19 protein-coding genes are annotated in these 24,396 nt (G+C 43.5%); all 19 read right to left on the reverse strand.

The window, feature by feature from the left end:
• Window positions 1-455: 455 nt before the first annotated feature.
• The gene (locus I2D69_RS13345) at window positions 456-2,588 is read right to left on the reverse strand and encodes a glycoside hydrolase family 13 protein (RefSeq protein ID WP_173770837.1); all 2,133 of its coding nucleotides are present in this window, start codon (window positions 2,586-2,588) and stop codon (window positions 456-458) included.
• A 342-nt stretch (window positions 2,589-2,930) separates the two neighbouring features.
• Window positions 2,931-4,781 carry an ATP-dependent zinc metalloprotease FtsH gene (gene ftsH, locus I2D69_RS13350; protein WP_118581573.1) on the reverse strand — a complete coding sequence of 617 codons (1,851 nt, stop codon included), beginning with the start codon at window positions 4,779-4,781 and terminating at the stop codon, window positions 2,931-2,933.
• A gap of 16 nt (window positions 4,782-4,797) precedes the next feature.
• On the reverse strand, window positions 4,798-5,325 hold the full coding sequence (hpt, locus tag I2D69_RS13355; RefSeq protein ID WP_118581570.1) for a hypoxanthine phosphoribosyltransferase: 528 nt from the start codon (window positions 5,323-5,325) through the stop codon (window positions 4,798-4,800).
• Window positions 5,318-6,853, reverse strand: coding sequence for a tRNA lysidine(34) synthetase TilS (gene tilS, locus I2D69_RS13360; RefSeq protein ID WP_118581567.1), 1,536 nt, complete (start codon window positions 6,851-6,853; stop codon window positions 5,318-5,320). The genes hpt and tilS overlap by 8 nt, the downstream gene beginning before the upstream one ends.
• Before the next feature lie 120 nt (window positions 6,854-6,973).
• Window positions 6,974-8,461: a SpoIIE family protein phosphatase gene (locus I2D69_RS13365; protein WP_118581564.1), complete on the reverse strand. Its 1,488-nt coding sequence runs from the start codon at window positions 8,459-8,461 to the stop codon at window positions 6,974-6,976.
• Between the two features lie 256 nt (window positions 8,462-8,717).
• A complete protein-coding gene (locus I2D69_RS13370) occupies window positions 8,718-9,032 on the reverse strand; it encodes a septum formation initiator family protein (RefSeq protein WP_226815895.1) in 315 nt (104 codons plus the stop codon).
• Between the two features lie 460 nt (window positions 9,033-9,492).
• The gene (gene yabP / locus I2D69_RS13380) at window positions 9,493-9,774 is read right to left on the reverse strand and encodes a sporulation protein YabP (protein ID WP_195380033.1); all 282 of its coding nucleotides are present in this window, start codon (window positions 9,772-9,774) and stop codon (window positions 9,493-9,495) included.
• Window positions 9,775-9,875: 101 nt separating this feature from the next.
• On the reverse strand, window positions 9,876-10,115 hold the full coding sequence (locus tag I2D69_RS13385) for an RNA-binding S4 domain-containing protein (RefSeq protein WP_173773275.1): 240 nt from the start codon (window positions 10,113-10,115) through the stop codon (window positions 9,876-9,878).
• 72 nt (window positions 10,116-10,187) lie between these two features.
• Complete coding sequence (locus I2D69_RS13390) at window positions 10,188-10,463, reverse strand: HU family DNA-binding protein (RefSeq protein ID WP_117851504.1); 276 nt, start codon at window positions 10,461-10,463, stop codon at window positions 10,188-10,190.
• Between the two features lie 71 nt (window positions 10,464-10,534).
• On the reverse strand, window positions 10,535-11,518 hold the full coding sequence (locus I2D69_RS13395; protein WP_195380034.1) for a CotS family spore coat protein: 984 nt from the start codon (window positions 11,516-11,518) through the stop codon (window positions 10,535-10,537).
• Window positions 11,519-11,596: 78 nt separating this feature from the next.
• Window positions 11,597-12,937, reverse strand: coding sequence for a CCA tRNA nucleotidyltransferase (locus tag I2D69_RS13400; protein WP_148463165.1), 1,341 nt, complete (start codon window positions 12,935-12,937; stop codon window positions 11,597-11,599).
• A gap of 134 nt (window positions 12,938-13,071) precedes the next feature.
• Window positions 13,072-14,511 (reverse strand): proline--tRNA ligase, encoded by a 1,440-nt coding sequence (gene proS / locus I2D69_RS13405; protein ID WP_118581543.1) that lies wholly within the window; start codon window positions 14,509-14,511, stop codon window positions 13,072-13,074.
• Between the two features lie 506 nt (window positions 14,512-15,017).
• Window positions 15,018-17,171, reverse strand: coding sequence for an LTA synthase family protein (locus I2D69_RS20220; protein ID WP_173735891.1), 2,154 nt, complete (start codon window positions 17,169-17,171; stop codon window positions 15,018-15,020).
• A gap of 16 nt (window positions 17,172-17,187) precedes the next feature.
• Window positions 17,188-17,673, reverse strand: coding sequence for a dCMP deaminase family protein (locus I2D69_RS13415; protein WP_274603089.1), 486 nt, complete (start codon window positions 17,671-17,673; stop codon window positions 17,188-17,190).
• Window positions 17,674-17,755: 82 nt separating this feature from the next.
• Window positions 17,756-18,190, reverse strand: a complete 435-nt coding sequence (gene rpiB, locus I2D69_RS13420) for a ribose 5-phosphate isomerase B (protein ID WP_173735893.1) — start codon at window positions 18,188-18,190, stop codon at window positions 17,756-17,758.
• Complete coding sequence (locus I2D69_RS13425; RefSeq protein ID WP_347088245.1) at window positions 18,187-19,230, reverse strand: L-threonylcarbamoyladenylate synthase; 1,044 nt, start codon at window positions 19,228-19,230, stop codon at window positions 18,187-18,189. Before I2D69_RS13425 ends, rpiB begins: the two co-directional genes overlap by 4 nt.
• A gap of 84 nt (window positions 19,231-19,314) precedes the next feature.
• The gene (locus tag I2D69_RS13430) at window positions 19,315-21,588 is read right to left on the reverse strand and encodes a DUF2298 domain-containing protein (protein ID WP_195380035.1); all 2,274 of its coding nucleotides are present in this window, start codon (window positions 21,586-21,588) and stop codon (window positions 19,315-19,317) included.
• Complete coding sequence (locus I2D69_RS13435) at window positions 21,572-23,554, reverse strand: hypothetical protein (protein ID WP_195380036.1); 1,983 nt, start codon at window positions 23,552-23,554, stop codon at window positions 21,572-21,574. The genes I2D69_RS13430 and I2D69_RS13435 overlap by 17 nt, the downstream gene beginning before the upstream one ends.
• Window positions 23,555-23,663: 109 nt before the next feature.
• On the reverse strand, window positions 23,664-24,350 hold the full coding sequence (locus tag I2D69_RS13440; protein WP_227198942.1) for an N-acetylmuramoyl-L-alanine amidase: 687 nt from the start codon (window positions 24,348-24,350) through the stop codon (window positions 23,664-23,666).
• Window positions 24,351-24,396 lie beyond the last annotated feature (46 nt).

Genomic DNA, 24,396 nt, shown 5'->3' on the forward strand with positions numbered 1-24,396 from the left:
CTACTACTCCAGAGCATATTCGCTCTGGAATTTTTCTGTCATACGCCAAAGCGGTTCGAATCCTTCTCCATCCACTACTACTCCAGAGCATATTCGCTCTGGAATTTTTCTGTCATACGCCAAAGCGGTTCGAATCCTTCTCCATCCACTATACTCTAAACTCCCAGGTATTTTCGCCTGGGAGTTTTTTATCCCTCTTCTCTGTATCAGCAGCGCAGCGCCCTGATACCAAACGTTCTTTTTTCGCCTTGAATACTCAGCCGCGAGGAGGGGCCTATGGACTGGCGGCCATTGCGAGGATTCCAGGGATTTTCCATATACGCGCAGGAGGTGGAGCACTGTCTGAGGCCACCATGTGGCCGAGTTTGCTCCACCTCCTGCAAATAAGCGTATATGGAAAATCCCGGAACCGCAGCTCTGGCCGTCAGCCCATAGGTCCCTCCTCGCGGCGTCCCTTAATCTTCCACAAATATAGTCGGATTCTCACACTTATGATACAACACCATCGCCCCAAACGCTGGCATCGGCACCCTGATCACACCTGCCTTGGCTGTATATTCATATTCCTCCGTAGTATATCCATCACGGTAAGACAGCATGATCCGCTTCAACACAGAATCCTTCAGTCTGCTGATTCCCGTCTTCCAGACCTCAATCTCAACCTCCCGATCCTCATTCCGGTTATTCAGAATCACGATCATTCTTTCATCATGGGAAAATCTTCCGAAGCAAAGTCCCTGATAATCATTCCATAGGAACACAAGGGAACCATTACTTAAGAAATCATATTCCTTATGGATCTTAATCATATCTCTGTGGAACGCAATCATCATCTGATCCTCATGTCCCCATGGATAAGTTCTTCTGTTATCCGGATCTGTAAAGCCACAGACACCTGCCTCATCACCATAATAAACAGTTGGTGCTCCCGGCCAGGTCATCTGCACCACAACACCTTCACGCATCACTGCAGGATTGATGTTCTGGGAAGCAGCTTCCGCACCGGCATAGGAAATCCTTCCCACACGGCGGTTTGTTCTGGTGAGAAATCTGGAATGATCATGATTGGACAGCTCATTCATGGACGTATAAAGTGCAGACATATGAAGTGCCCTCATATGAGTCTTCATAGCCCCAATAAAGGCATCACTGTTTCCATAAAGGTCATCCCTGCACTCATCACTGTGCTTCTCCATGCCCGTCAGGAACCAGGTCAGAGGTTCCATAAAGGCATCGTAGTTCATAACCGTATCCCACTCATCCCCTTGCAGCCAGCTCTCCGGATTTCCGTAATGCTCTGCCAGAATGATCGCATTGGGATTTGCCTCCTTTACAGCTTTCCGGAAATCCTTCCAGAACTGATGGTTAAATTCGTTGCTGTGCCCAAGATCTGCCGCCACATCCAATCTCCATCCATCTACATTATAAGGCGCAGAAACCCACTTCTTACCAATCTCCAGAATCTTATCATACAGATCCCTGGAGGCTTCATAATTCAGCTTCGGCAAAGTATCATGAGTCCACCATCCATCATAGGTAGGATTGTACGGCCAGCGGTTCTCGTCATAGAAATTAAAGTAATACCTATATGGACTGTCTGCAGAAATATACGCTCCCTTTGGATATCCCTCCTGGTTCTCATAGATCCGCTCTCTGTCCATCCATTTGTTAAAAGATCCACAATGGTTAAACACACCATCCAGGATTACTTTCATGCCTCTCTTATGGATTTCCTCCACAAGCTTTGCAAACAGTTCATTACTTGCCTCCAGATTCCGCTTATCGGTCACACGCTTAATAAATTTCCGGGCATGGGCATTCTCGCGGTCCCCCTCATTCAGAAGGCCATCATCCATATCCTCCACGATCTTGCCGTAATGGGGATCCACATACTCATAATCCTGAATATCGTACTTGTGATTACTTGGAGAAACAAAAATCGGGTTCAGATAAATAACATCCACTCCCAGATCCTGCAGATAATCCAGTTTATCCATAATTCCCTGCAGGTCACCGCCATAAAACTCCCGCACCCCCATTACTGCCGGAACTTTTCCCCAGTCTCTTACCCTGGAAGCCATATCGCCAATATAAAAATATTCACGATCCTCCACATCATTCGTCGGATCCCCATTGCAGAAGCGATCCACAAAAATCTGGTACATAACAGCACCCTTCGCCCACTGGGGTGTATCATAATCCGGATAAATCTCAAACTCCAGACGCTCCTCCGGGTTCATGGAAACACCCTGATAATTATAATAACAGGTCACCCATCCGTATGTGATCTCAAAATGGTAGCGGACAATCTCCTCTCCCATAATAATAGAAGTCTCATAATAATCAAATCCATTGGATTTGGCCACACGCTCCATCTGTTGACGCTTGCCATCGTATACTAAATAAACCATATCTACGTTGTTCCGCTTGGTGCGGAAGCGGATACGGACCTTGTCTCCTGCTTTGGGATTTGACGGACAACGGTAATAATCAGAACCATCGCTGAACAGTGCCTCTGTATTCAAAACCGGTCTCATATTCAATATATATTGCATTTTTTTCATTACATCTGCATTATTACGATCCATAACATCCCTCTTTCAAAAAAATTACACCCTATATTTTAACTGAAAACATTTCTTCCCACAACTGTTAAAATTCGGCTTATTCTCCAAATTTCCGCCCAGCTTACCGACGTTTTCACCAAAGAACTCCCACCACATTTCAAACACGCTCTAAAATACCTTATTCATTTAACGTAAAAAAGACAGCCGGTAAAAGCTGTCTTTTTTGGAGAAGGTATTTCTTCTTATGGGGTGTAGCAAAAACTATATAATGTATTGGGGGGTTTTTACGATGTATATAGTACCATGTGTCCACCAAAAAGTGTGCACAAACTTCACAAAAATCACTATTGTTTTTTGTGCATGTTATATACTTTCATTTGATTCACCCGATTTTTCCATTGTAAAAAGTGCTTCAAATTCATCCCGATGAACTTTTTCCTTCTCGAGAAGGAGCTTGGCACAGCCATGAAGAACCTCCATATGCTCAGAAATAATCTTCTTCGCATTGTCATGACACTCCTCAATGATACTGTGAATCTCACTGTCAATTGCCTTGGCAACATCCTCGCTGTAACCGCGGGTGTGCGCCAGATCTCGTCCAATAAATACCTCATCGTCATCATCTCCATAGGAGATCAGTCCAATCTTATCGGACATACCATACTTGGTCACCATAGCTCTTGCTTCGCTGGTAGCCCGCTTGATATCGTTGGATGCACCAGTTGTAATATCGCCGAAAATCAGCTCCTCTGCCACACGTCCTCCAAGAAGTGTGGTAATATCCTGGAGCATTTTACCCTTAGTATTAAATATTTCGTCATTCTCTGGAAGAGGCATGGTATAGCCGGCTGCTCCCATTCCGGTAGGGATAATGGAAATGGTGTAAACAGGCTCCATATCCGGCAGCACATGGAACAAGATTGCATGGCCTGCCTCATGATAAGCGGTGATCCTTTTCTCCTTCTCGGAGATCACCTTGCTCTTTTTCTCTGCACCGATGCCAACCTTGATAAAGGCATTCTTAATATCTTTCTGGCGAATAAATACATGACCTTTTCTGGCTGCAGCAATAGCCGCCTCATTCATCAGGTTCTCAAGATCTGCACCTGTAAATCCAGCTGTAGTCTGAGCGATCTGTTTCAGGTCTACATCCTCGCCAAGAGGTTTATCCTTGGCATGAACATGGAGGATTTCTTCCCTTCCTTTAATATCCGGACGACCTACGCCAACCTTGCGGTCAAAACGTCCCGGACGAAGAATTGCAGGATCCAGAATATCCACACGGTTGGTAGCGGCCATTACGATAATGCCTTCATTTACCCCGAATCCATCCATCTCTACAAGAAGCTGGTTCAGAGTCTGTTCCCTTTCATCATGACCGCCTCCCATGCCGGTTCCACGCTGTCTTGCAACAGCATCGATCTCATCAATAAAGATGATACAAGGTGCGTGACGCTTGCCCTCTTCGAAAAGATCTCTTACACGGGAAGCACCTACACCAACAAACATTTCCACAAAATCAGAACCGGAAATGGAGAAAAACGGAACGCCCGCTTCCCCGGCAACAGCCTTGGCCAGAAGCGTCTTACCAGTTCCTGGAGGTCCTACAAGGATAACTCCTTTCGGGATTCTGGCCCCCACCTTGGTATACTTCTGGGGATCCTTCAGGAAATCTACAACCTCCTTCAGTTCTTCTTTCTCTTCCTCCAGGCCCGCTACGTTCTGGAAAGTCACTTTCTTATCATCCGGCATGGACATTCTCGCCCTGCTTTTGCCGAAATTCATCATCTTGGCATTGGTGCCACCACCCCCACCTGACATCTGACGGTTCATCATCAGCATGAGGAAGATGATAAGACCACAGGTAAGAAGTACCGGGAAAACAGAGTTCATAAATACACTCTGCTTCGGCACATCCTCAACAGCAGGATCAAGCCCGCTCTCTCGAAGAAGCTGCTCTGCCTCATTTACATCTGCCACATAAATACGCTTCTGTCCCTCGCCGCTTATATTCACGATCACAGAACCTGTTGGAACCTCACTGTTCTGATGGATCGTGGCACTGGTCACCTTTCCGTCTGTCACTGCCTGCTCCAGCTGTCCATAAGTATAATCACTCTGGACAGCTACCTGATTGTTCAGATACAGGTAACCTGCGATCAAAGCTACGATCAGGACAAGATACAAGCCAATTCTGCCTGACTGCTTATTCACTTGTATAATTCTCCTTTCATTCGAACTCTACCACTCCGATGTATGGCAGATTTCTGTATTTCTGGGCATAGTCAAGACCATAGCCCACAACAAACTCATCTGGAATATTGAAGCAGCAATAATCCACATCAACCCCTTTTACCACTCTGCGGTCCGGTTTGTCCAACAAGGTGCAAAGTCTCACGCTGTTTGGATTACGTCTCTTCAGAACGTCCAGCAGATAGCTTAAGGTTCTTCCGGAATCAATAATATCCTCCACAACAAGAACTTCTTTATCTTCAAGAGGCTGATCCAGATCCTTGACGATCTTTACAACTCCGCTTGATTTGGTGTCATCTCCATAACTGGAAACAGACATGAAATCAAGAGTTACCGGCACTGTGATTCTCTTGGCAAGCTCACACATGAAAAATACTCCGCCCTTAAGAACGCAGATCATGTGGATTTCTTTTCCCTTGTACTCTTCGCTGATCTGGGCTGCTACTTCGCAGATACGCTTCTCCACAGTCTCCTCATCCAGTAAAACTCTGATTTTTTCACTCATGATTATCTTTTCCTCCTTGGTATTGTATTTCCAATATTCTCCTGGTTCTGGGAGCTATTTTATAATTCTCATTTATTCTGCCTCCCACCACCCACAAAACCTCAGAGCCGGTACATAGAAGCAAGATGCTGTCTCTTTCCTCTGATGGGATCTTCTCATCTATAAAATAACGGTTCAGCTTCTTGCTGCTCCCTTTGTCATCTACAATGAGAAAATCTCCCGGCTGTCTGGTCCGGATGGACAGTTCCTGTTTTATTTTATCATAATCCAGCCATTTCGTATACTTTTTTTCTTCAATCTTCTGGCCTTCATTAGAAAATATTTTCAGATAAAAAACATTATCTGTAAAAAGTACCTGTTCACAAGCAGTTTCCAGCTCCTTTTTACTCAACTGGACACTTTTTTGCAGTGCATTCCTCTCCTGATTTTTTTCAGCTTTCACTGGATCGTACTCTTTTGGACTCAGATTTCTATCTGACATTCCCAGTAATTGTCTTTCTCCCAGTAAAATTCCTCCATAAGTTCGAAGCGCCGCCAGATCATAAGGCAGATTGATCCGTCGTCCCACCTGAAGCTTCAGAAGGCTCTCCACACTTTTTACATGAGCAGCTGTAAAATCCTTACGTTTCCCAGCCAGCTCTTCAAAAACCTGAAGCACTCCGTAAGAAGCTATGGCAGGCTCATCCCGCCAGAATGCTTCTGACAGGAAAATTCCCCGCTCCCTGTTTTCCCCATACTTTTTCACAAGGCGTTCTCCCTGACGGGACAAATACTCCTCTGCCTGACTAACAAGACTGGCCGTCTCCGCCATATGGCGGACAGCAGAAGCATTCACCTGTTCTTCCAGAATAGGCAATATCTGATGTCTGATCTTATTTCTTGTATAATCATCTGTAAGATTGGTACTGTCTGTTACATAGGGAATCTGTTCTTTTATTAAATAATTGACAATTTCCTGTTTATTTAAACACAAAATGGGCCGAATAATTTCATCCCGCACCGGCAAAATAGAAGCCAGACCTTTCAGCCCCGTTCCTCTGCAAAGATTGTGGAGCAAAGTTTCCGCCACATCATTTTCATTGTGGGCCAGAGCAATACGGATCCGTAATTTTCCTTCTCTGGCGGCAGAGACTCTTCCCCCACCCTGGAGGTCAGCCGTTTCTGATTTTCCAAAATAATCAGCTTCTGCCCTGGAAAACGCATCCTGTCTGACTTTTCTTCCTGTCTCTTCCAGTCCCATTTTCCATTTCTTTGCAAGCTCCGGTACCGGGTAATGATAGGATAAAAAAGGAATCGTCCATTTTTCGCAGGTCTCTCTTACTACTCTTTCATCCCGGTCAGCTTCCTCGCCGCGGATTCCATGATGCACATGTACCGCACACAGCGAAAAAGCTGCTTCAGCCTGATATCTTTTTAACATTTCCAGCATAGCCATGGAGTCTCCTCCTCCGGAAACTCCGGCAAGGACCACATCCCCATCCACTACCATGCCATGTTCTTTCATATATGCTTTCACTTTCTGATACATACTAGCTCTGCCTCTGATACGTTACTGATTCTTTCGTGAACCGTAACAATATTACTTCTTTCAAACATATTCATATGCTCATATGATTCCATATCTGTTTTTTACTCAAAAATAATCATTCTATTTCTTCCACATTCCAGCTACAAGAACCGTCATATCATCCCTGGCGCAGTAATCGCTGTATCCCAGCACCCGCTCCAGAATCCCCCGGCTCATCTCCTTGGGAGTCTCTTCATGGATATCCATAATGATTTCTTTCATGGTCTCCTCCTCCCGCATGGCAGGCAGCGCATCCAAGACGCCATCTGTCATCATGATCAGATAATCCCCGTGATACAGCTTCCTTGAAGATGTTTCAAAATCCACCTGCTGTATCAGCCCTGCCGCCAGACTCTCTGAAGAAATGGCCTCCACCCAGTGATCCCTTTTGATAAAAGTGGCGGAAGCCCCCGCTTTCAGGAAGTTACAGATTCCCGTATATAAATCCACTGCGCAGATGTCCACTGTTGAAAAAATTCCTTCCTGTCCCTTCATCACAAGAGCAGAGTTCACCATTTTCGCCGCCGTCTCCTGGGTAAAACCGGATTCCAGAAATTGTTCCAGAAGTTCTACCACTTCCTCGCTTTCCCGGCATGCCTCCACCCCGGAGCCCATTCCATCAGAAAGACACATTACAAAACGGCCTGCCTCTTCCTGTCTGCAAATATAATTGTCTCCGGAAACCTTCTCCATTTCCTTGGTCAGCTTTGCCACTCCGTAAAGTACCTGATAACTTACATCCTCCACAAAATGAACCGTATGGTATTCTCCATTTACAATTCTTCTTCCTCCTGCTGCCGCCATTGGAGTTCCGAATTCCTGAGACAAAAGCTGTGCCACCTCATTAACAGAAATGCACTGCCCGCTTCTGGCACGCATGGTAAGAAAAATCTCACGTCTTCCTTCCACCTTATCCATCACCCAGACCTGCTTCACCACAATATGACGCTTCCTGAGAATCTTCTGCAATTCCGTCATAAGCTGAGGATCCGCAATGGAAATGTCGTACAGGTCTTCTGCCACCATATCCATGATTCTGGACATCTCCTGGAGTTGCTGTGCCACGGCAAGGCGGCTTTCGATCATCCGGTTGTCCCATATCAGCTTCTGCCGCTCCCTCATATAAGAGTTACCAAGTGTCTCATAATACTGGGAAAAACGACTGCATACACTCATCCAGTCGCTTTTTGTCTCCTGTATTTTCTCCTGATTTCCCTCCTCCATGGAACGAATCATCCGCTCGCTTCCTCTGTACATTTCCTGCGACTGGGTGCCCCAGCAGATTTCCCGCTGATAACAGTGGCTGCATATCTCATCACAGGTCTCCCTTATAATTCCATCCACCTGGCCGTTGCTTAAATAGTCTTTTCGGTAGGGTAATCCATAAAAGCTGTCTGCAAGCTTCCGAAAAGAAGCAGCATACCGCTCCACCTTCTCCTTCTGGGGATTTTTCTCTTCGGCCGGCTGCTCTGCCTTAAGGAAACTTCTTCCCCTGAAAAAAACTTTTGCCATGTCCCGCAGCACCAGCAGCACACTGATCACGAGCATGGCAATTATCCATTCCTGCATATTCTCCCCTCCCCTTTACAGCCTTACAGTGCCAGAGCCTGTTTGAAAAAGCATTCCCGCAAGCTGCACGCCCCACTGTTCATGTAGTCTTTAACTGCTGCCCTTGTTTTTGCAAAGGAATGCTGCATTTACATCACCTTCGGCAGCACCTTATGCCTATTATAGGGGACAGGTATGAAAATATATGTCAAACAAAGACGACCATATTGAAAAATATATCGTCAGAAACTTCCAAACTTCGGTTTTTCCCTGAACCTTATTTCTCCTCCTGAAAAATAATCTCATTCTCCTTCACAAGACCCAGCTTCTCTCTGGCGGCCTGCTCTGCGTACTCATCCGTGAGCATATACTGCTTCAGATCTTCAATCTCCTGAGTGCGCGCCTGCTCTTCCTCAATCTGCTGGCTTAATGCCTCTGCTCTGGTCTCATAGCCGGCAAGAGATTCCTTAAGGTCCCGGCTCTGTGCCATAAGCGTCAGAATCAGAATCAGAACGATCAGAGAAATACCGAACATCCCGAGATGATTATACCCTATTGTCTTTTTTCTTCGTTTTTTCCCTGATTTTCCCAAACTTCCTGCCTCTTCTCATCTGCAAACGATTTCTGGTACTATTTTTGTACTGATTTGCAGATTGCCTAACTAAAATTTTACAACGTTTACAAAAAAATAGCAACCAATTTATATATTTTTTTGAAGTTTTTTTTACGAATCTGACAGGAACCTCCAGGATTATATAACAAATTTTTTCAAATAAAGGTTTTATTGTCAGATATGTAAGAAATGCCCCTGATATAATTCCCAAAAACAGAAAACTACGCAGGATTCCCTGGTTGATCCGGTAAATTCCTGCAAATACCAGAAGTCCTGCGCACACCCAATAAAGAAGGTCCAAAATCCCTCCTGCTGCCGGACTGCAGAAAATGAGCCTTCTTATTTCCTGAAGCAGGCTGTAGCAAAGGATCAGCACCGCACCCCCTGCAAAAGCCCGAACGAAAAGCCAGATCTCATTGTAGATATATATGCTCATAGCTTAACGGAACAGCCTTGTAAATAATGGTTCTTCTTTTCGTGGGGAATCTTTAGACAAATAGACAAGAGAATCCACATGTCCGGCAAGAGTAGCTTCTCCTTTTTCCAGGTTTAGTCCTTTTACATGAAGCCCGCTGCCGCGAATCTGCAGCTTCCCGTCAGCAGTCTGAAGAAGGATTTCCTTTTCATCAAAAGAAATCACATCCTTCACACCTGTGACAGATGCTTCTTTCCTGTTATCCAGTATCAGCTTATGGGAAATGTTCACAACCTTTTCTTCCAAATCCCTCTCTCCCAAATATGTGGGTTCACAGATAATCTATGAATTTTTCTTTAAAATTAGAACCTGCTTAAGTAATACTGTTTCCTTCGTTCACAGAACTCTTAAACATACCTGTACAGATTCTCAACTTCTTCCTTCTTCACAGTCTCTTTCACATCCAGCACTTCCACCTTCACATTGCGGCTTCCAAACTGAATCTCAATAGTATCTCCTGTCTTCACCTGAACAGAAGCCTTGGCCGGCTTATCATTTACAAGCACTCTTCCTGCATCACATGCCTCATTTGCCACAGTTCTTCTCTTAATAAGGCGGGATACTTTCAAAAATTTATCTAATCTCATAATACTCTCCTATATCAGAGCGTGTTTAAAAAAGGAGGAACTATAAAGTTCCTCCTGTAAAAGCTTACGCGATTATGCGTTTACCATATCTTTTAAAGCTTTACCAGCTTTAAATTTCGGAGCCTTGGAAGCTTCGATCTTCATGGTCTCACCAGTCTGAGGATTTCTTCCCTCTCTGGCAGCTCTCTCGCTGACTTCAAATGTACCAAAGCCAACTAACTGAACTTTCTCACCTTTTTTCAGTTCTTCTGATACAACGTCGATGAATGATTTTAAAACAGCTTCAACGTCCTTCTTGGACAGATTGGTTTCTTTCGCCATAGCTGCTACTAATTCAGTCTTATTCATGGTGTTTCCTCCTCTAAAGATTCTTCTATCTATATATATACCTTTTGCCCTGTATTGTCAAGGTTTTTGCGCTAGAAAGGGGATTTTCCAAAGCATTTTTCAGGGAAATCCCCCCATATTTTCTTCTGGGCAATTACCTTTTCCAGCTTTTCTGTATTCTTGCCGGAAATCCATGCTTTGTTGTGAGAAAAGTAGTAATTTGCCAGTTTCCAGTATTTTTCCGGATATGTGAAACGGATTTGCAGGTTTTCCCATTCTTCAGAAGAAATAGGACGTATTTTGTCATATTGCTCCAGCATCCGCCTGGCCAGAAAAACATCCCAGTTATATTTTTCCAGAATTTTTCGCATAAAACAATACAAGTCGCTGATCTGCACATCAAAGCTGAAGTGACCAAAATTTGTTACAGCAGCCTGATTTTTACAAAGAAGAACATTGTGCTGGTTATATTCGCCATGACATAGAAGTCCCTCTTCGCCCGCCTTGTCCCTTAGTTTTTCATAGTCCGACTTTACAAGCATTTCCAGTGCTTTTTCCCCTTTTTCCAGAAACCACTGTACACTGCCCAGAAATTCCTTTTCAAATCTGGCACTGGCACCTTTCTGGCGGATAAATTTACGGATCTTGCGGATTTCCTGATTATGCCTTGCATACTCATCTGCAAGGGAACGCGCCATGTAGGCTTTCTCCACAGGCATATTCATAAATTTATGTACCCTTGCCAGAATCTGCACACTTCTTATAATATCTTCCCTGGACTTGGTGTCACACTCTCTGCCTTCATACCAGTTCTGAAGGGTATAGGGAATATTATCCTTATCTCTGGTAACCAAAGAGCCTTCCTGATTTTCAATAAAAGTATCAACCAGACAGCCTTCCTGGGAAAGTTTTTTTAACACTTCCTGCTGAAAAAGCAGTTTTTTTTCGGAGCCGTGAAACTCTCTGAGGAGCAGAATTCCCTGTTCTGTACGACATACCAATGCTCCCCGGGTCCTGGACGAAGATTTCACTTCAATTCCATACTGGGTCAGGGTGCTAAGACCATAATCATACAATAAAAATCCCCCCGTCACTCACATATGCCAAATGTCTTCAGATACCTTCTATCTTATGAGTGGGAGGGATATGTTATTCTAAAGAAGTTTTTTATCGGCTGCAAAAGCAAGGGAAAGAAGTGCTTCTTTCTTGTTCAGTTCCGGATTCTCCAGAACAGCATCCAAAAGCTCATGGAGCACACTTCCCATTTCTTTTCCAGGCTTCATTCCGGCTGCGATCAGGTCACTGCCAGTAATTGCAAGACCTTTCATGGAAACACATTCGCCTTTTTCCATAATTTCTTCCCAGGTCATTCGAACTCCGGCCTGACGGGCAGCTTTTTCTTCCCCACGGTAATCACTTTTCGCTTTGTTATCCGCATACTGGACTTCCATCCACATGGGAAACAGATCTTCCCCAACTACATTGATGGCTTTCCGCACCTCAGCAGGTGCCGGAGTCGGGCGCAGATCATGCCAGCGAATCAGCCGGCTCACTCTGGAAATGGTGTCATTGTCAAACTTCAGACGGCGCAAAATTTCCTTGGACATTTTTTCTCCCACAGAAGCATGTGTTTTGAAATGATCCCTGCCATTTTCGTCTGTTTTTCGTACAACAGGTTTGGCAATGTCGTGAAGGAGCATGGTCAGCCTTAGCACCTTATCCTCCCTCACATACAAAAGGCTGTGGAGAATATGTTCTCCCACATTATAGCAGTGGTGTGGAGTGTTCTGAGGTGTCTCCATACAGCGGTCAAATTCCGGCAGAAATTCCCTGGTAACTCCCGCTTCATAGGCAATCCGCAGATAATCTGGATGAGGGGACACCAGAAGTTTTACAAGCTCCACCTGGATCCGCTCTGCGCTTACATGTTTTAAATTTGGTGCAAGCACAGAAAGAGCTTTTCTGGTCTCTTCTTCCAGGGAAAAGCCAAGCTGCGCAGAAAAACGTACAGCACGCATAATGCGAAGAGCGTCTTCTGTAAAACGTTCCAGAGGATCACCAACACAGCGGATCACCTTGTTTTCCAGGTCTTTCTGCCCTTCAAAAAGGTCCACCAGCCCTTTCCTGGGATTGTAGGCCATGGCGTTGATGGTAAAGTCCCGACGCTTCAAATCTTCCTCCAGGCAGGCCGTAAAGGTTACTTCTTTCGGGTGACGGCCATCTTCATACTCGCCATCCACCCGGTAGGTGGTAACCTCGAATCCCTCTTTTTCAAGCAGCACTGTTACGGTTCCGTGAGCGATTCCTGTATCTACGGTTCTGTGAAACAGGGCTTTGACCTGCTCCGGCTTGGCTGAGGTTGTGATATCCCAGTCATTTGGAGTTCTTCCCAGAAGGGCATCGCGGACACAGCCGCCTACTGCATAGGCCTCATAACCAGCTTTTTCCAGAATATTTATAATTATTTCAACTTTTTGTGGAATTTCAAATACCATCTTTATCACCTGCCTCTGATTTAAAACAAAACTTCTCCTCATACACTTCTCTGCCTTGAAAAACAAAGCGGGGCAAAATAATTTTGCCCCTTTTTGACTACTGATTGCAAAATAAACAGCAATCCCTTTTGTTATTAATAAGCACGTCCCCAGTATACCATTTTCTTGGCAGGTTTTCCACAGCATACACAGACATCGCTTAAATGTTCCTGCTCAAACGGCATACATCTGGATGTTGCCTGAACGTCTTCTTTGATCTTATCTTCGCACTCACGGTTGCCGCACCACATAGCTTTTACAAAACCAGGTTTTGTGTTGATGGTCTCCTTGAATTCTTCGTAATTTGTTGCTACATAGGTGTGAGCATCTCTGTGGGCTCTTGCACGCTCCAGCATTTCCTTCTGCATGGTGTCCAGAACTTCCTGAACCTTAGCAGCAAGTTCTTCGAACTTCACAATATATTTCTCTCTGGTATCTCTTCGGCAGATAACAGCCTGTCCGCTCTCGATATCCTTCGGACCGCACTCGATTCTTACCGGAATACCACGCATTTCCTGCTCTGCGAATTTGAATCCCGGGCTCTTGTCTGTAACGTCTGCTTTTACACGGATTCCAGCTGCTTTCAAAATCTGTGTCAGCTCCTCTGCTTTCTCCAGAACGCCCTCTTTTCTCTGCTGGATCGGGATTACAACAGCCTGGACCGGAGCAATTCTTGGTGGAAGAACAAGTCCGCTGTTGTCTCCATGAACCATGATTAGAGCACCGATCATACGAGTTGTCATTCCCCAGGATGTCTGGTGTACATACTGAAGCTGGTTGTTTTTATCTGTGTACTGGATGCCGAATGCTCTTGCAAATCCATCACCAAAGTTATGGCTGGTTCCAGACTGAAGTGCTTTTCCATCATGCATCAGAGACTCGATTGTGTAAGTAGCCTCTGCACCTGCAAATTTCTCTTTCTCTGTCTTCTGACCTTTAATAACTGGGATTGCAAGTACTTCCTCGCAGAAGTCTGCATACAGGTTCAGCATCTGGATGGTACGTTCTTTTGCTTCCTCAGCTGTAGCGTGGGCAGTATGTCCTTCCTGCCATAAGAACTCACGGGAACGAAGGAACGGACGGGTTGTTTTCTCCCAGCGAACTACTGAGCACCACTGATTATATACTTTCGGAAGATCTCTGTGGGACTGGATCTCTTTCTGATAGAAATCACAGAACAGAGTCTCGGATGTAGGACGTACGCAAAGGCGCTCCTGAAGAGGATCAAGTCCGCCGTGTGTTACCCATGCAACTTCCGGTGCAAATCCCTCTACGTGATCCTTCTCTTTGTCCAGAAGGGATTCCGGAATGAACATTGGCATGTATACATTCTCTACGCCTGTCTCTTTGAATCTGCGGTCAAGCTCTTTCTGGATATTCTCCCAGATTGCATATCCTGCCGGTTTGATTGCCATACATCCCTTTACACTTGTATAGCCGCAAAGTTCCGCTTTTTTTACAACATCGGTATACCACTGTGCAAAATCCACATCCATGGATGTGATAGCTTCTACCATTTTCTTTTCTTTTGCCATGATTTTTCTCCTTTTTGATTTTCTAATATTTAAACGCCAGGGAAATCTGGTAAATTCCATGTATTATTTGAAAAACACATAAAAAAAGACCTTCCATCCCTGCAAAAGGGACCGAAAGGCTTCGGCGGTACCACCCTGATTAACACTGGAAATGACTGCTCCACTGCTCACTCAATTATCCTGATAACGTAGGACAGACGCCGCACTTCAATTGTGCGGAGCTCTGAGGCCGGTTCCATGACTTGCGCACAAAATCCTCACACCATTGCCTGTCGGCCTGGATTTCTCTCTGAGATTGCTCCTCATGTACTATTCTCTTCATTGCCACTTCATTTATTTAATTTGCTCGTTAAGTCTTGTTTATTTTATGCGAAATTTTCCCATATGTCAAGTGGCGAAACAGAAAATACCCAGACAAAAAACAGCCAGAGGTTACTGTTCACTCCGTTCACAGTAACAGCCAGAGTTACCATCCACCGCATCTGTTTTGTCCGGGTACTTTTTTATTACTTTAATGTAAACAAGCTCTCTATTACATCTTTTTTCTCAAACTGGTTGTTATATTCCAGGATATTGTAATCCGTCATCAGTTTTTTATAATCATCCGGAAGCGCATCATTTGCATACCAGTTTCCATCTTTGTCGCAAACAGCACCAACTCCGATGATTGGAAGCTGCTCTTTCAGATTCATAAGGAACTGGTTGTAGCCTGGCATTTCAAGACCAGCCAGCTGAAGCATATAGCTTCCCAGATAATTAGCACTGAAATCTTCCTCTACTGTCTCAGATGGATAATTTGTCCAGATCACATAGGGAGTTGTATAGGACTGCTGGCTTTCAACAAGTCCCAGGCTCTGCCTGTTGCCGCCTAAAAGTTTCGCCATAAATTCTTCTTCAATCTTAGGCCAGTGATCCCCAAACATAACAATCATGGTAGGCTCATCTACTTTTTCAAAGTACTCCAGCAATTCCTTAAATGCTGAATCAGACTCTCTTGCCAACGATAAATAAGTTTCAGCCAGAGGATACTCTGTATCATATCCAAGCTTTACAGTAGGTTCAAATCCAGCTCTGTCTTCTACTGTATAACCGCCATGATTCTGCATGGTTACACAGAATGTAAATAATTTTTCATCCGCATCCTTCTCTTCATAAAGGCTGATGATCTTTTCAAATGTTGCTTTGTCACTTACATAATTTCGAAGAAGCTCTCTGTGTTCCTCTCCCCAGTTCTCCAGGCTGATAAATTCATCAAATCCCATGCATGGATAAACAGAGGCCCGGTTCCAGTTATGAGCCTTGTTGGGATGCATGGCAATTGTGTAATATCCCTGGGATTTCAGGATATCTGCCAGACCATACTCCGGATCCCGCACATAAAGCTGATAAGGAACACTTCCGGATGGCAAAAAGCTCATACTGTTTCCTGTAAGAGCCTCATATTCAGAGCGTGCAGTTCCGGCTCCGAATGTAGGTACATGAAGCTGTCCATGTTTTACATTTTTGTTAAGGCTTCTTATGTATGGCAAAATTTCTACATTTGACTTTATTTTCCCTACACTTTCAAAATCTGTAAGACTTTCATTCATAATCAGGATAATATTTTTCGGTGTTACTGTTTCAGAAGTATCTGCAGCTGTATTATCAACACTTTCTTCAGACTCACTCTTGTCTGTCTCTGAAACAATATTTTCCCCATCTTCAATTTCCTGTGCCAGTTCTACGGTTTTTCCAACAGAATAGCCTTCTGGCTGCTCGATATAAAAATACCTGATTTCCTTAACAAGAGAGGAAATGTAGCCCTGTTCTTTATAAATACGGTTAATCTGCCATAAAGTAACAGCGTCAAGCTTCTGGAGGATAGGTCTTATGGTAAAACATAATGTAATCACGATCACAGCCAGTACACCAAACCGGGCAGCTGTATTCTTTCTGCTCTTTTTTCCAAGCTCCAGTTTCTGGAATTTCAGTACAAACTCATCAAATACCAGGGCATAGATCAGTGGAATTCCAAGCATCAGTTTGATTTTGAAGCTATATTCTCCAACAACTTCTGCTGCCGTTCCCATTCCTACAATGTCAAGAAGCTGGAATGGTTCTCCACGAAATTCCATTACATAATAGTTTACCATTGCAAGGATTATAAAAAGGTAACACAACGCAGAAGAAGCAATATTGATTTTCCTAAATAAGATAATAAGTATTATAAAAAATATTGCATAAATAATAAGATTCAGTCTCAAATAAGGCTGCTCCATCAGTAGCGACATCTTGACCAGGCCTTTAAATGTTGACACTGCTTTATTCTTATATCCTGACACCCAGGTGACCATCTGGACAAGCATAAATACAATTCCAGGAGTTGCCAGCAGCAATATGACATCTGCTATTCTCAAAAAAGTGGTATTTTTTATTGCACTGCAGATTTTCTCTCCCCAGAACAGAAGAACAAGAAACAAGATATTTCCTGTAACAATTAGTAATATTTTAATGATTGTTCCTTTATATATACGATTTCCTTCGTTAATAAAAGTATATACCAACAATCCATCTATAAGCAGAAGCAAAGCAATGTTCAGAATGATTCCCAGTATCTTTTTCCATCTGTCATTCTTCGCTCTGCCCATATTCAAATCTGTATTTTCTTTCGTATTTTCCACAACAAACCTCTTTAACTTACACCGTCAGCAAAATCTCGCGTCCGGTTCTCTTGTATTGATAATAGCGTACACCGGCGGAGTCCAGCATTCTCTTGGAAGCAAGGACTGACGGAGTGCTTGCATATTTGTCACAATCATAGACCAGAGTCTTGATTCCTGCCTGGATGATTGCCTTGGCACACTCATTGCAGGGAAAAAGAGTTACATACATTTTCGCTCCCTCAAGGCTTCCTCCACGGTAATTCAAAATCGCATTGAGCTCGCTATGGGTCACATACAGATATTTGGTATCCAGAGGCTCTCCCTCTCTTGCCCAGGGAAATTCATCATCGGAACAGCCTTTTGGGAAACCATTATATCCCATGGAAAGAATTTTATTATCATCGCTGACAATACACGCTCCTACCTGTGAATTGGGATCCTTGGAGCGCATGCCGGAAAGCATGGCAACTCCCATGAAATATTCGTCCCAGGTAAGGTAACCTTCTCTTTTGTGGTTCAGATCTGATGCAGCACTTACAGGCGCGATCTGTATATTCCCGGTGTTTTTCTGATTTGTGTTCTCCATAGAAGAGCTCTCCTTCCTATTCCGTCTCGATCTGAGCAATTCGGCGGATATGTCTCTCATCTCCTGAAAATGGTGTATTCAGGAAAGTATCCACAATCTTAACTGCAAGTCCAGGTCCAACTACACGTCCTCCAAGCGCAAGGATGTTTGCGTCATTGTGAAGTCTGGTTGCTTCAGCAGTAAAGCAGTCTGTACATACTGCTGCACGAATTCCCTTAATTTTGTTTGCAGTGATAGAAATACCAATACCTGTTCCGCATACAAGGATTCCAAGCTCACACTCTCCGTCCAGAATCCCATGTGCAACTTTCTTTGCATAGATCGGATAGTCTGTGGATTCTGTGCTGTAGCAGCCGTAATCCTTATACTCAATCTTCTTTTCCTCCAGATATTTGATAATCTCCTGTTTCAGTTCAAATCCGCCATGATCACTACCTAATGCTATTCTCATTGTTCTTCTCTCCTTATATTGATTATTTTGTGACCGGCTGCTTTTAGAAGCCGGTTCATAATTGCCTGTCCCATTTTTGGGGTATAAAAAGCTTCGGAATAAATTTTGCTTACCTGGCACTGATCGAATTCACGCAGCACCTCATAAAGGTTATGAGCAATGGTTTCCTCTGCCTCTCTGCTTCCAATACACTTCACAGTTCCACAGGGATATCTGGAAATAGTCTCTTCTGTGGCAATAATCCCCGCCTGAAGTCCATTTGCCTGATCTTCCTTTACAAACTGATTAATGGCATTTATTACTTCTTCTGTGGGGCCCTCCACAATTGCAAGATCTGCTTTCGGTGCATAATGCCGATATTTCATTCCCGGCGCCTTGGGATGAACTTTACTATCAGGCTTTATAAGACCTTTGTCCATTCTCACATCACCAAGAACCTCCTGGAGCATTTCCAGTGAAATATAACCGGGTCTTAAAACCACCGGCACGTCCTCGGTAAAATCTACAATCGTTGACTCCAAGCCAATTCCCACAGGACCTCCATCAATGATCATCTCAATGGCATCCCCTAAGTCCTCCTCAACATGCTGTGCTGTAGTCGGGCTTGGCCGTCCGGAAGTATTTGCACTTGGCGCTGCCACGTATCCCCCAGCCTGCAAAATAAGCTCCGCTGCAATGGGATCACTTGGAAAACGCACAGCTACACTGTTGAGACCACCAGTTGTCTCCAATGGAACCAGGTCTGATTTCTCAAAAATCATAGTCAGGGGACCAGGCCAGAATTTCTCTGCCAGTATCTTCGCCTTCTCCGGTACTTCCTTTACAATTGGAACCAGCGCATTTAAATCTGCAATATGAACGATCAACGGGTTATCCGAAGGACGTCCCTTGGCTGCATATATCTTCTTCGAAGCCATAGGATCCAGTGCATTTCCTCCAAGACCGTAAACAGTTTCTGTAGGGAATGCCACCAGTCCTCCCTGTTTCAATATCTCTCCGCCTCTGGCAAGTGCCGCATGATCGATAGCATCTGCCGTCATGGCTACAATTTCTGCTTTCATTTTAGTCCAGCTTTCTATTATTTTTTCAGCATTCTTTAATATAACACCTGTTTAAAAACCTTGTCAATCCACCTTAACAATATAAGTGCCGGAATCTTCATCCATAAATACAATTTCTCCAAGTGACTGAAGAAGTGCATTATTCAGGCTGTCCTCATATTTCTCTCTTTCTTTAGAGCCCACAAAGATATAGGAAACACCATATTCCGTAAGAAGAGCTCTTACCTGGGTCTCATCCTGTGAAGTATAAATACTCATAATATCTGCCTGTTTCCGGTTCAGATCATCTGTATCATTCCTCCAGAGCCATTCGTGTACATACCAGCCAAGAATTGTTGGAAGACCTGTAGCTGCAGAAACACGCTCATAACCGCTGTAGCTGTCACCGTTTGCCTCCAGCACTACCGGAGCCCCTTTAATATTCTCCTTTAGCCATTGGATTGCAGACACATCCTCTGAAAAATCCGTATCCAGATAGCCCAGAGCATAAAGCCCCTGATAGCCTGACGGATTCAAAACCTTTCCAAACCAGGAATCCACACTTTTTCCAAAATATCCTACCGTCCAGATCAGGAAAAACAGACAGATTCCGGAAATGATCTTAAATACTTTCTGTCTGCTAACAGCCAGAAGTCTGTAAATTCCATATCCCATAGTCAGTGCAAACATAATATATGTCTGATAAGTAAGCTTGAACATAGTGTTTGCCCTGGCATTTCCATTTTCATAAATATCACGCACGTAAACAAATTCCGGGATTACCACCAGACCAATAGCGCAAAGTCCCATAATAATGGCAAAAAGATCTGCCGTGCGGATAGCTTTCATAAGACGGTACAGGCTCTTGTGCTCCATCCCCCGCAGCTTTTCCCAGAGAATAGAAATTACAAATGTAATGGTAAGAACTGCCGGAAGTCCCCAGAGAACCAGCAGCTGGTAGAAATAGGAATGGTACTTGGCAATTCCTATTCCATCCACCATAGTGTCAAACTGTAAGGTAAATGGCAGGATCACAAGATAGGCAAGCAGATAGATTTCTGCCATTTGTGCAAAAGTTACAACAATGATTTTCTTTATTTTTCCCTGGAAACGGATAATATTGGCAAAAAGCACCGTTCCAAGAGTTACTACATAATAAATTACAAAATCCCAGAAATTTGTCCACTGAAACATTCCGAGAAGCGCACTGATTACCAGAAGATGAGGCATAAGAAGCTGCTCTTTCCAGAATTTTCCATCTTTCATGGAAGTCTCAACCGGTACTGTTTTCTTGCGCACACCCCTTAGCCATACATAAAGAAGTGCTATTACAAGAAGTACAAACATAATATTTACCACATGAGCATGAAGATCTCCCAGTACAAAAGAATAGCAGGGAAATTCATGTATCGTCCGGTCTTCCTCACGATATGGATTATATCCTATATAGCGGGTAGCATCCGGAAACCAGTAACTGCTCACTTCCTTACCTGTCAGCTTCTCAATCAGGGGAATGATCTGCGCATAAATTACGTAATGCATATTTCCTGCAATGGAAACAGCTGTACCAGCTGTAAATCCAGCTGCAAAAGGAAGTCCTTTTATTACTTTTTCGCTTTTTTGCAGTCCCTTCATACGGTCTGACATCATCTGGTAAACAAGGGAAAATGGCATTGCAAAAGCCAGTCCGGCTACAAAGGTACGCATAAGATTGTAAGTCAGTTCCACCTTTGTATGGGAAAGCTTGGTAAGAAAAACAGCAAAATACTGACCGCCATAATAATAATTAATATGTCCTTCTGAATACCACAGATCTCTTGCCGGAAGTGTGGTGCTTCTCATCATAGCTTCCATAAAACCATAATCCATGAACTTCTCGGTTCCATATGCAGCAGGGCGGAATCCTGCCAGATATGTCCACATAAGAAATGCAAGGAAAAACAATAATTCTTCCCAGTAAATCAGAGAAATCCTGTCAACTGGAAAACATTCTGTCTTTTCTTTTGATTCCTTTCGAAGAAGGAAAAAACAGATAACTGCGCATAGGATTGTTACAGCAGCACAAGTCAGGGCATTAAAAGGGATTAGTCTGATAGCTGTCAGAAACCAGGTAAGAAAACCTGTTGCAGCAATCGCCAGTACCTTAGAAAAAATCCATCCTTTGTCCTCAAAACGCCAGAACAGTCTTCCTGTAACAGGCATCGCAGCAAATCCCATCACTCCCGCCAGAAGCCACCATGTCCAGAAAGTCCACACATCACCTTTCAGTAAAAATGCAGATAGGCCAAGCAGCACCACCGCCAGCAGAAGTTTAATTATTGTTTGTGTACTGATTTTTTTCTTATTCTTTTGTTCCATAAATTCTTATTCTCCCGTCATCTGACTGATACACCAGAGGATATGTATCCGCAATCACATCTTCGCGGCATTCCTTCTCCTCAAATTTCATACCTTCCTCAAAAAGGATATATGTAATTTGTTCTTCCTCAACTGTTTCCTTTAGTACCTGTGCGCTGGCTGTTGTATAGATCTCTACCGCCCTGGCAGCCCTGTAATAAGTATCATAGCCTGCGGACCATGCATAATAAGGCCATCCCAGATACATCATAACCCCTGACATAGTGACTTCATTTATACTGTATTCCGGTGTCAAAATCAGATCGTCTTTTTTCAGATTTTCTGCAAGCCAGCTGGTCAGTCCACTGTTCAGGTTCACAGAAACCCGATGTCCTGAATCATTATCTTTTAGGATTACTGCAAAATCATAAATTCCTGTTATGGTCAGACTAAGTGCCAGAATCAAACTCAAAATTTTCCCAACAGCACCTTTCCAATGGAACAATCTGCTTACAGCTCCACCCCAGAAAACAGCAAGGAATGCATAAGATATTATAATATATTTATGATTCACGTTTATATCTGGTGTAAGAGACGCCACAAATGCAAATATTGTTGGGAAAAGTATACTCACTGCAACTGCTCTTTCCATTCTTTTCAAAAAAAACAGCAGTACTAAAACGCCAAGGAAAACAATGCCGCTTATTTCAAATAAATATACAGCTATGCCCGGAAGTGATTTCTTTTCTGCCAGAAATCCAAAATATACAGAAGGTGATACAACACTTCCCCATACAAACATTTTAGATTGAATTTCCGAGAACACAACTGTCACGATTGCCAGAATCAGATAGTCAAGTTTTCCATCAGAAAAAAAGGCAAATCCCATAAGAATCAGAAGACATGCAATTACAGCAGCTCCATTCCAAAATGAACACAGACCCAATAGCATTCCGGCAAAAAGAGCTGTATCAGGTTTCTTAAACATCCATGCTTTTTTTGTAAGAAATCTGTTCTTCAGCCACAATATTCCCTTATCTTTCTCTGCACAGCTTTCTTCCACCCAGTCCAGGAAAATCCATAATACCAGCGCAGCCATCAAAAGACCAAATCCCAAGTGCCGCTGATTCAAATATACATTAAAATTCCAAAGTCCCCAGTTCTCATTGGGGGTATATCCAATAAAAGCAGTATTCCCGGCCAGAGTCTCCCACAAATCACCAGCCTGTAAATGTTCATATGCAAATCTGAAAAAAGCAGTTCCACTTCGAAATACAACAAACAAAACAGAAAGCACTCCGGCACTCATACTGCCAAAGAACCTTTTCGCCATAGAATACAGCATGATAAAGAAGCACCAGAGTGACAGACTGCTTACGGCATTGTACGCTATATCAATTCTCATTCCAAGATATTCCAGGTTTCCTGTCAGAAACTGAAACATAAAATGGTATTTTACATCTTCACCACCAAAATGAGGATACTGCGTGGGGAAATTATTTCCCAGCGAAAATGATCTCATCATCGCTGTGTGAGGGGCATAATCTCCAAATACAGTAAATCCAGAATACAAATATCCGTCACTAACATGAAAGACAAATACCATGATCCAGGTAATTCCCGCCAGTAAAATCAATAAGAACACGATTTCTTTCGCTGGAGGAACCTCGCCGGAAAGTCTTTTAATAAATTTCCCAAAAGAACCTTTGCTTCTATAACAGCACAAGAGCAAAAATATCCCCACAGCTGCCATCACCATCAGATTTGCTCCAAAGAGGGGTTTCCCTGCTTCAGAGTACACGCTCAGCAGCCATGCTGCTATATAGACAGCCCAGGTCATAAGTAGCACACCACTTCCAAATGACGCTGCAAAAGTCACCCACAAGGGCGTGATTCCTTTTTCTCTCATTCTTTGTTCCGGCAAAAAATTACGGATAATTTCCCTTCCCAATAATGCTGCCAGAATCAGATAAACACATCCTAACATGGTATTTTCCCTCGCTTATTTTTTCCAGTCCAGTATAGCAGAATCCACAGCTTCTGAAAAGTGTATAGTTTTTGATAAACTGAAATGTTTTTTCATTAACAGAGAATTCTCATTGTTTATTATTTTTTATGTACTCTTCCACACCGTCAGCCACTGCTGCCGCTACTTTTTCCTGATAATCATCCTGTAACAGTTTCCCGGCTTCTTCCGGGTTCGTAAGGAACCCACACTCCACAATATTCAATATCCCCGGGCTTCGTTTCAAAAGATAATAAGTAGTATTTCCTTTCGCCTGCCTTGGTCGCTCCACCTCAAGATAATCATTCATCTTCTCCTGAATTATTTCCGCCAGTTCTTCTCCCTTAACAGAGTCCCGATAATAGAAAACCTGAGGGCCTTTCACCCCAGGATCTTCGTAACTATTCTGATGGATACTTACTGTAAGTACAGGCTTTACTTCCTGAATAAGAAAAATCCTTTTTTGCATATCCTGTACTTTCTTATTATTAGAGTCTTCATCATATAATCCCACGTCTGTTTCCCTGGTCATAACCACCTGAAAATCTTTCTTTTCCAGTGCACTTTTCACTTTCAGGCCAATGGCAAGATTTACATCCTTCTCCTTCAGACCTTCTAGCCCGATCATACCTGGATCCATTCCTCCATGACCACAATCCACCACAATTATCTGCTTCTGATTCATCTCTACCGACACTGCAGCCGCCTCGCGGGAAAGATAATAAAAGCATATCAGCAAAAGGCACCCCATAATCAGCTCCACTATATGCTTTTTCAATATAAAACACCCCCTGGCATATAATATATAATGTTATCGTTAAACT

The sequence above is a fragment of the Ruminococcus sp. D54t1_190329_F1 genome (genome assembly GCF_015551645.1).
Classification (GTDB): Bacteria; Bacillota; Clostridia; order Lachnospirales; family Lachnospiraceae; genus Blautia_A; species Blautia_A faecis.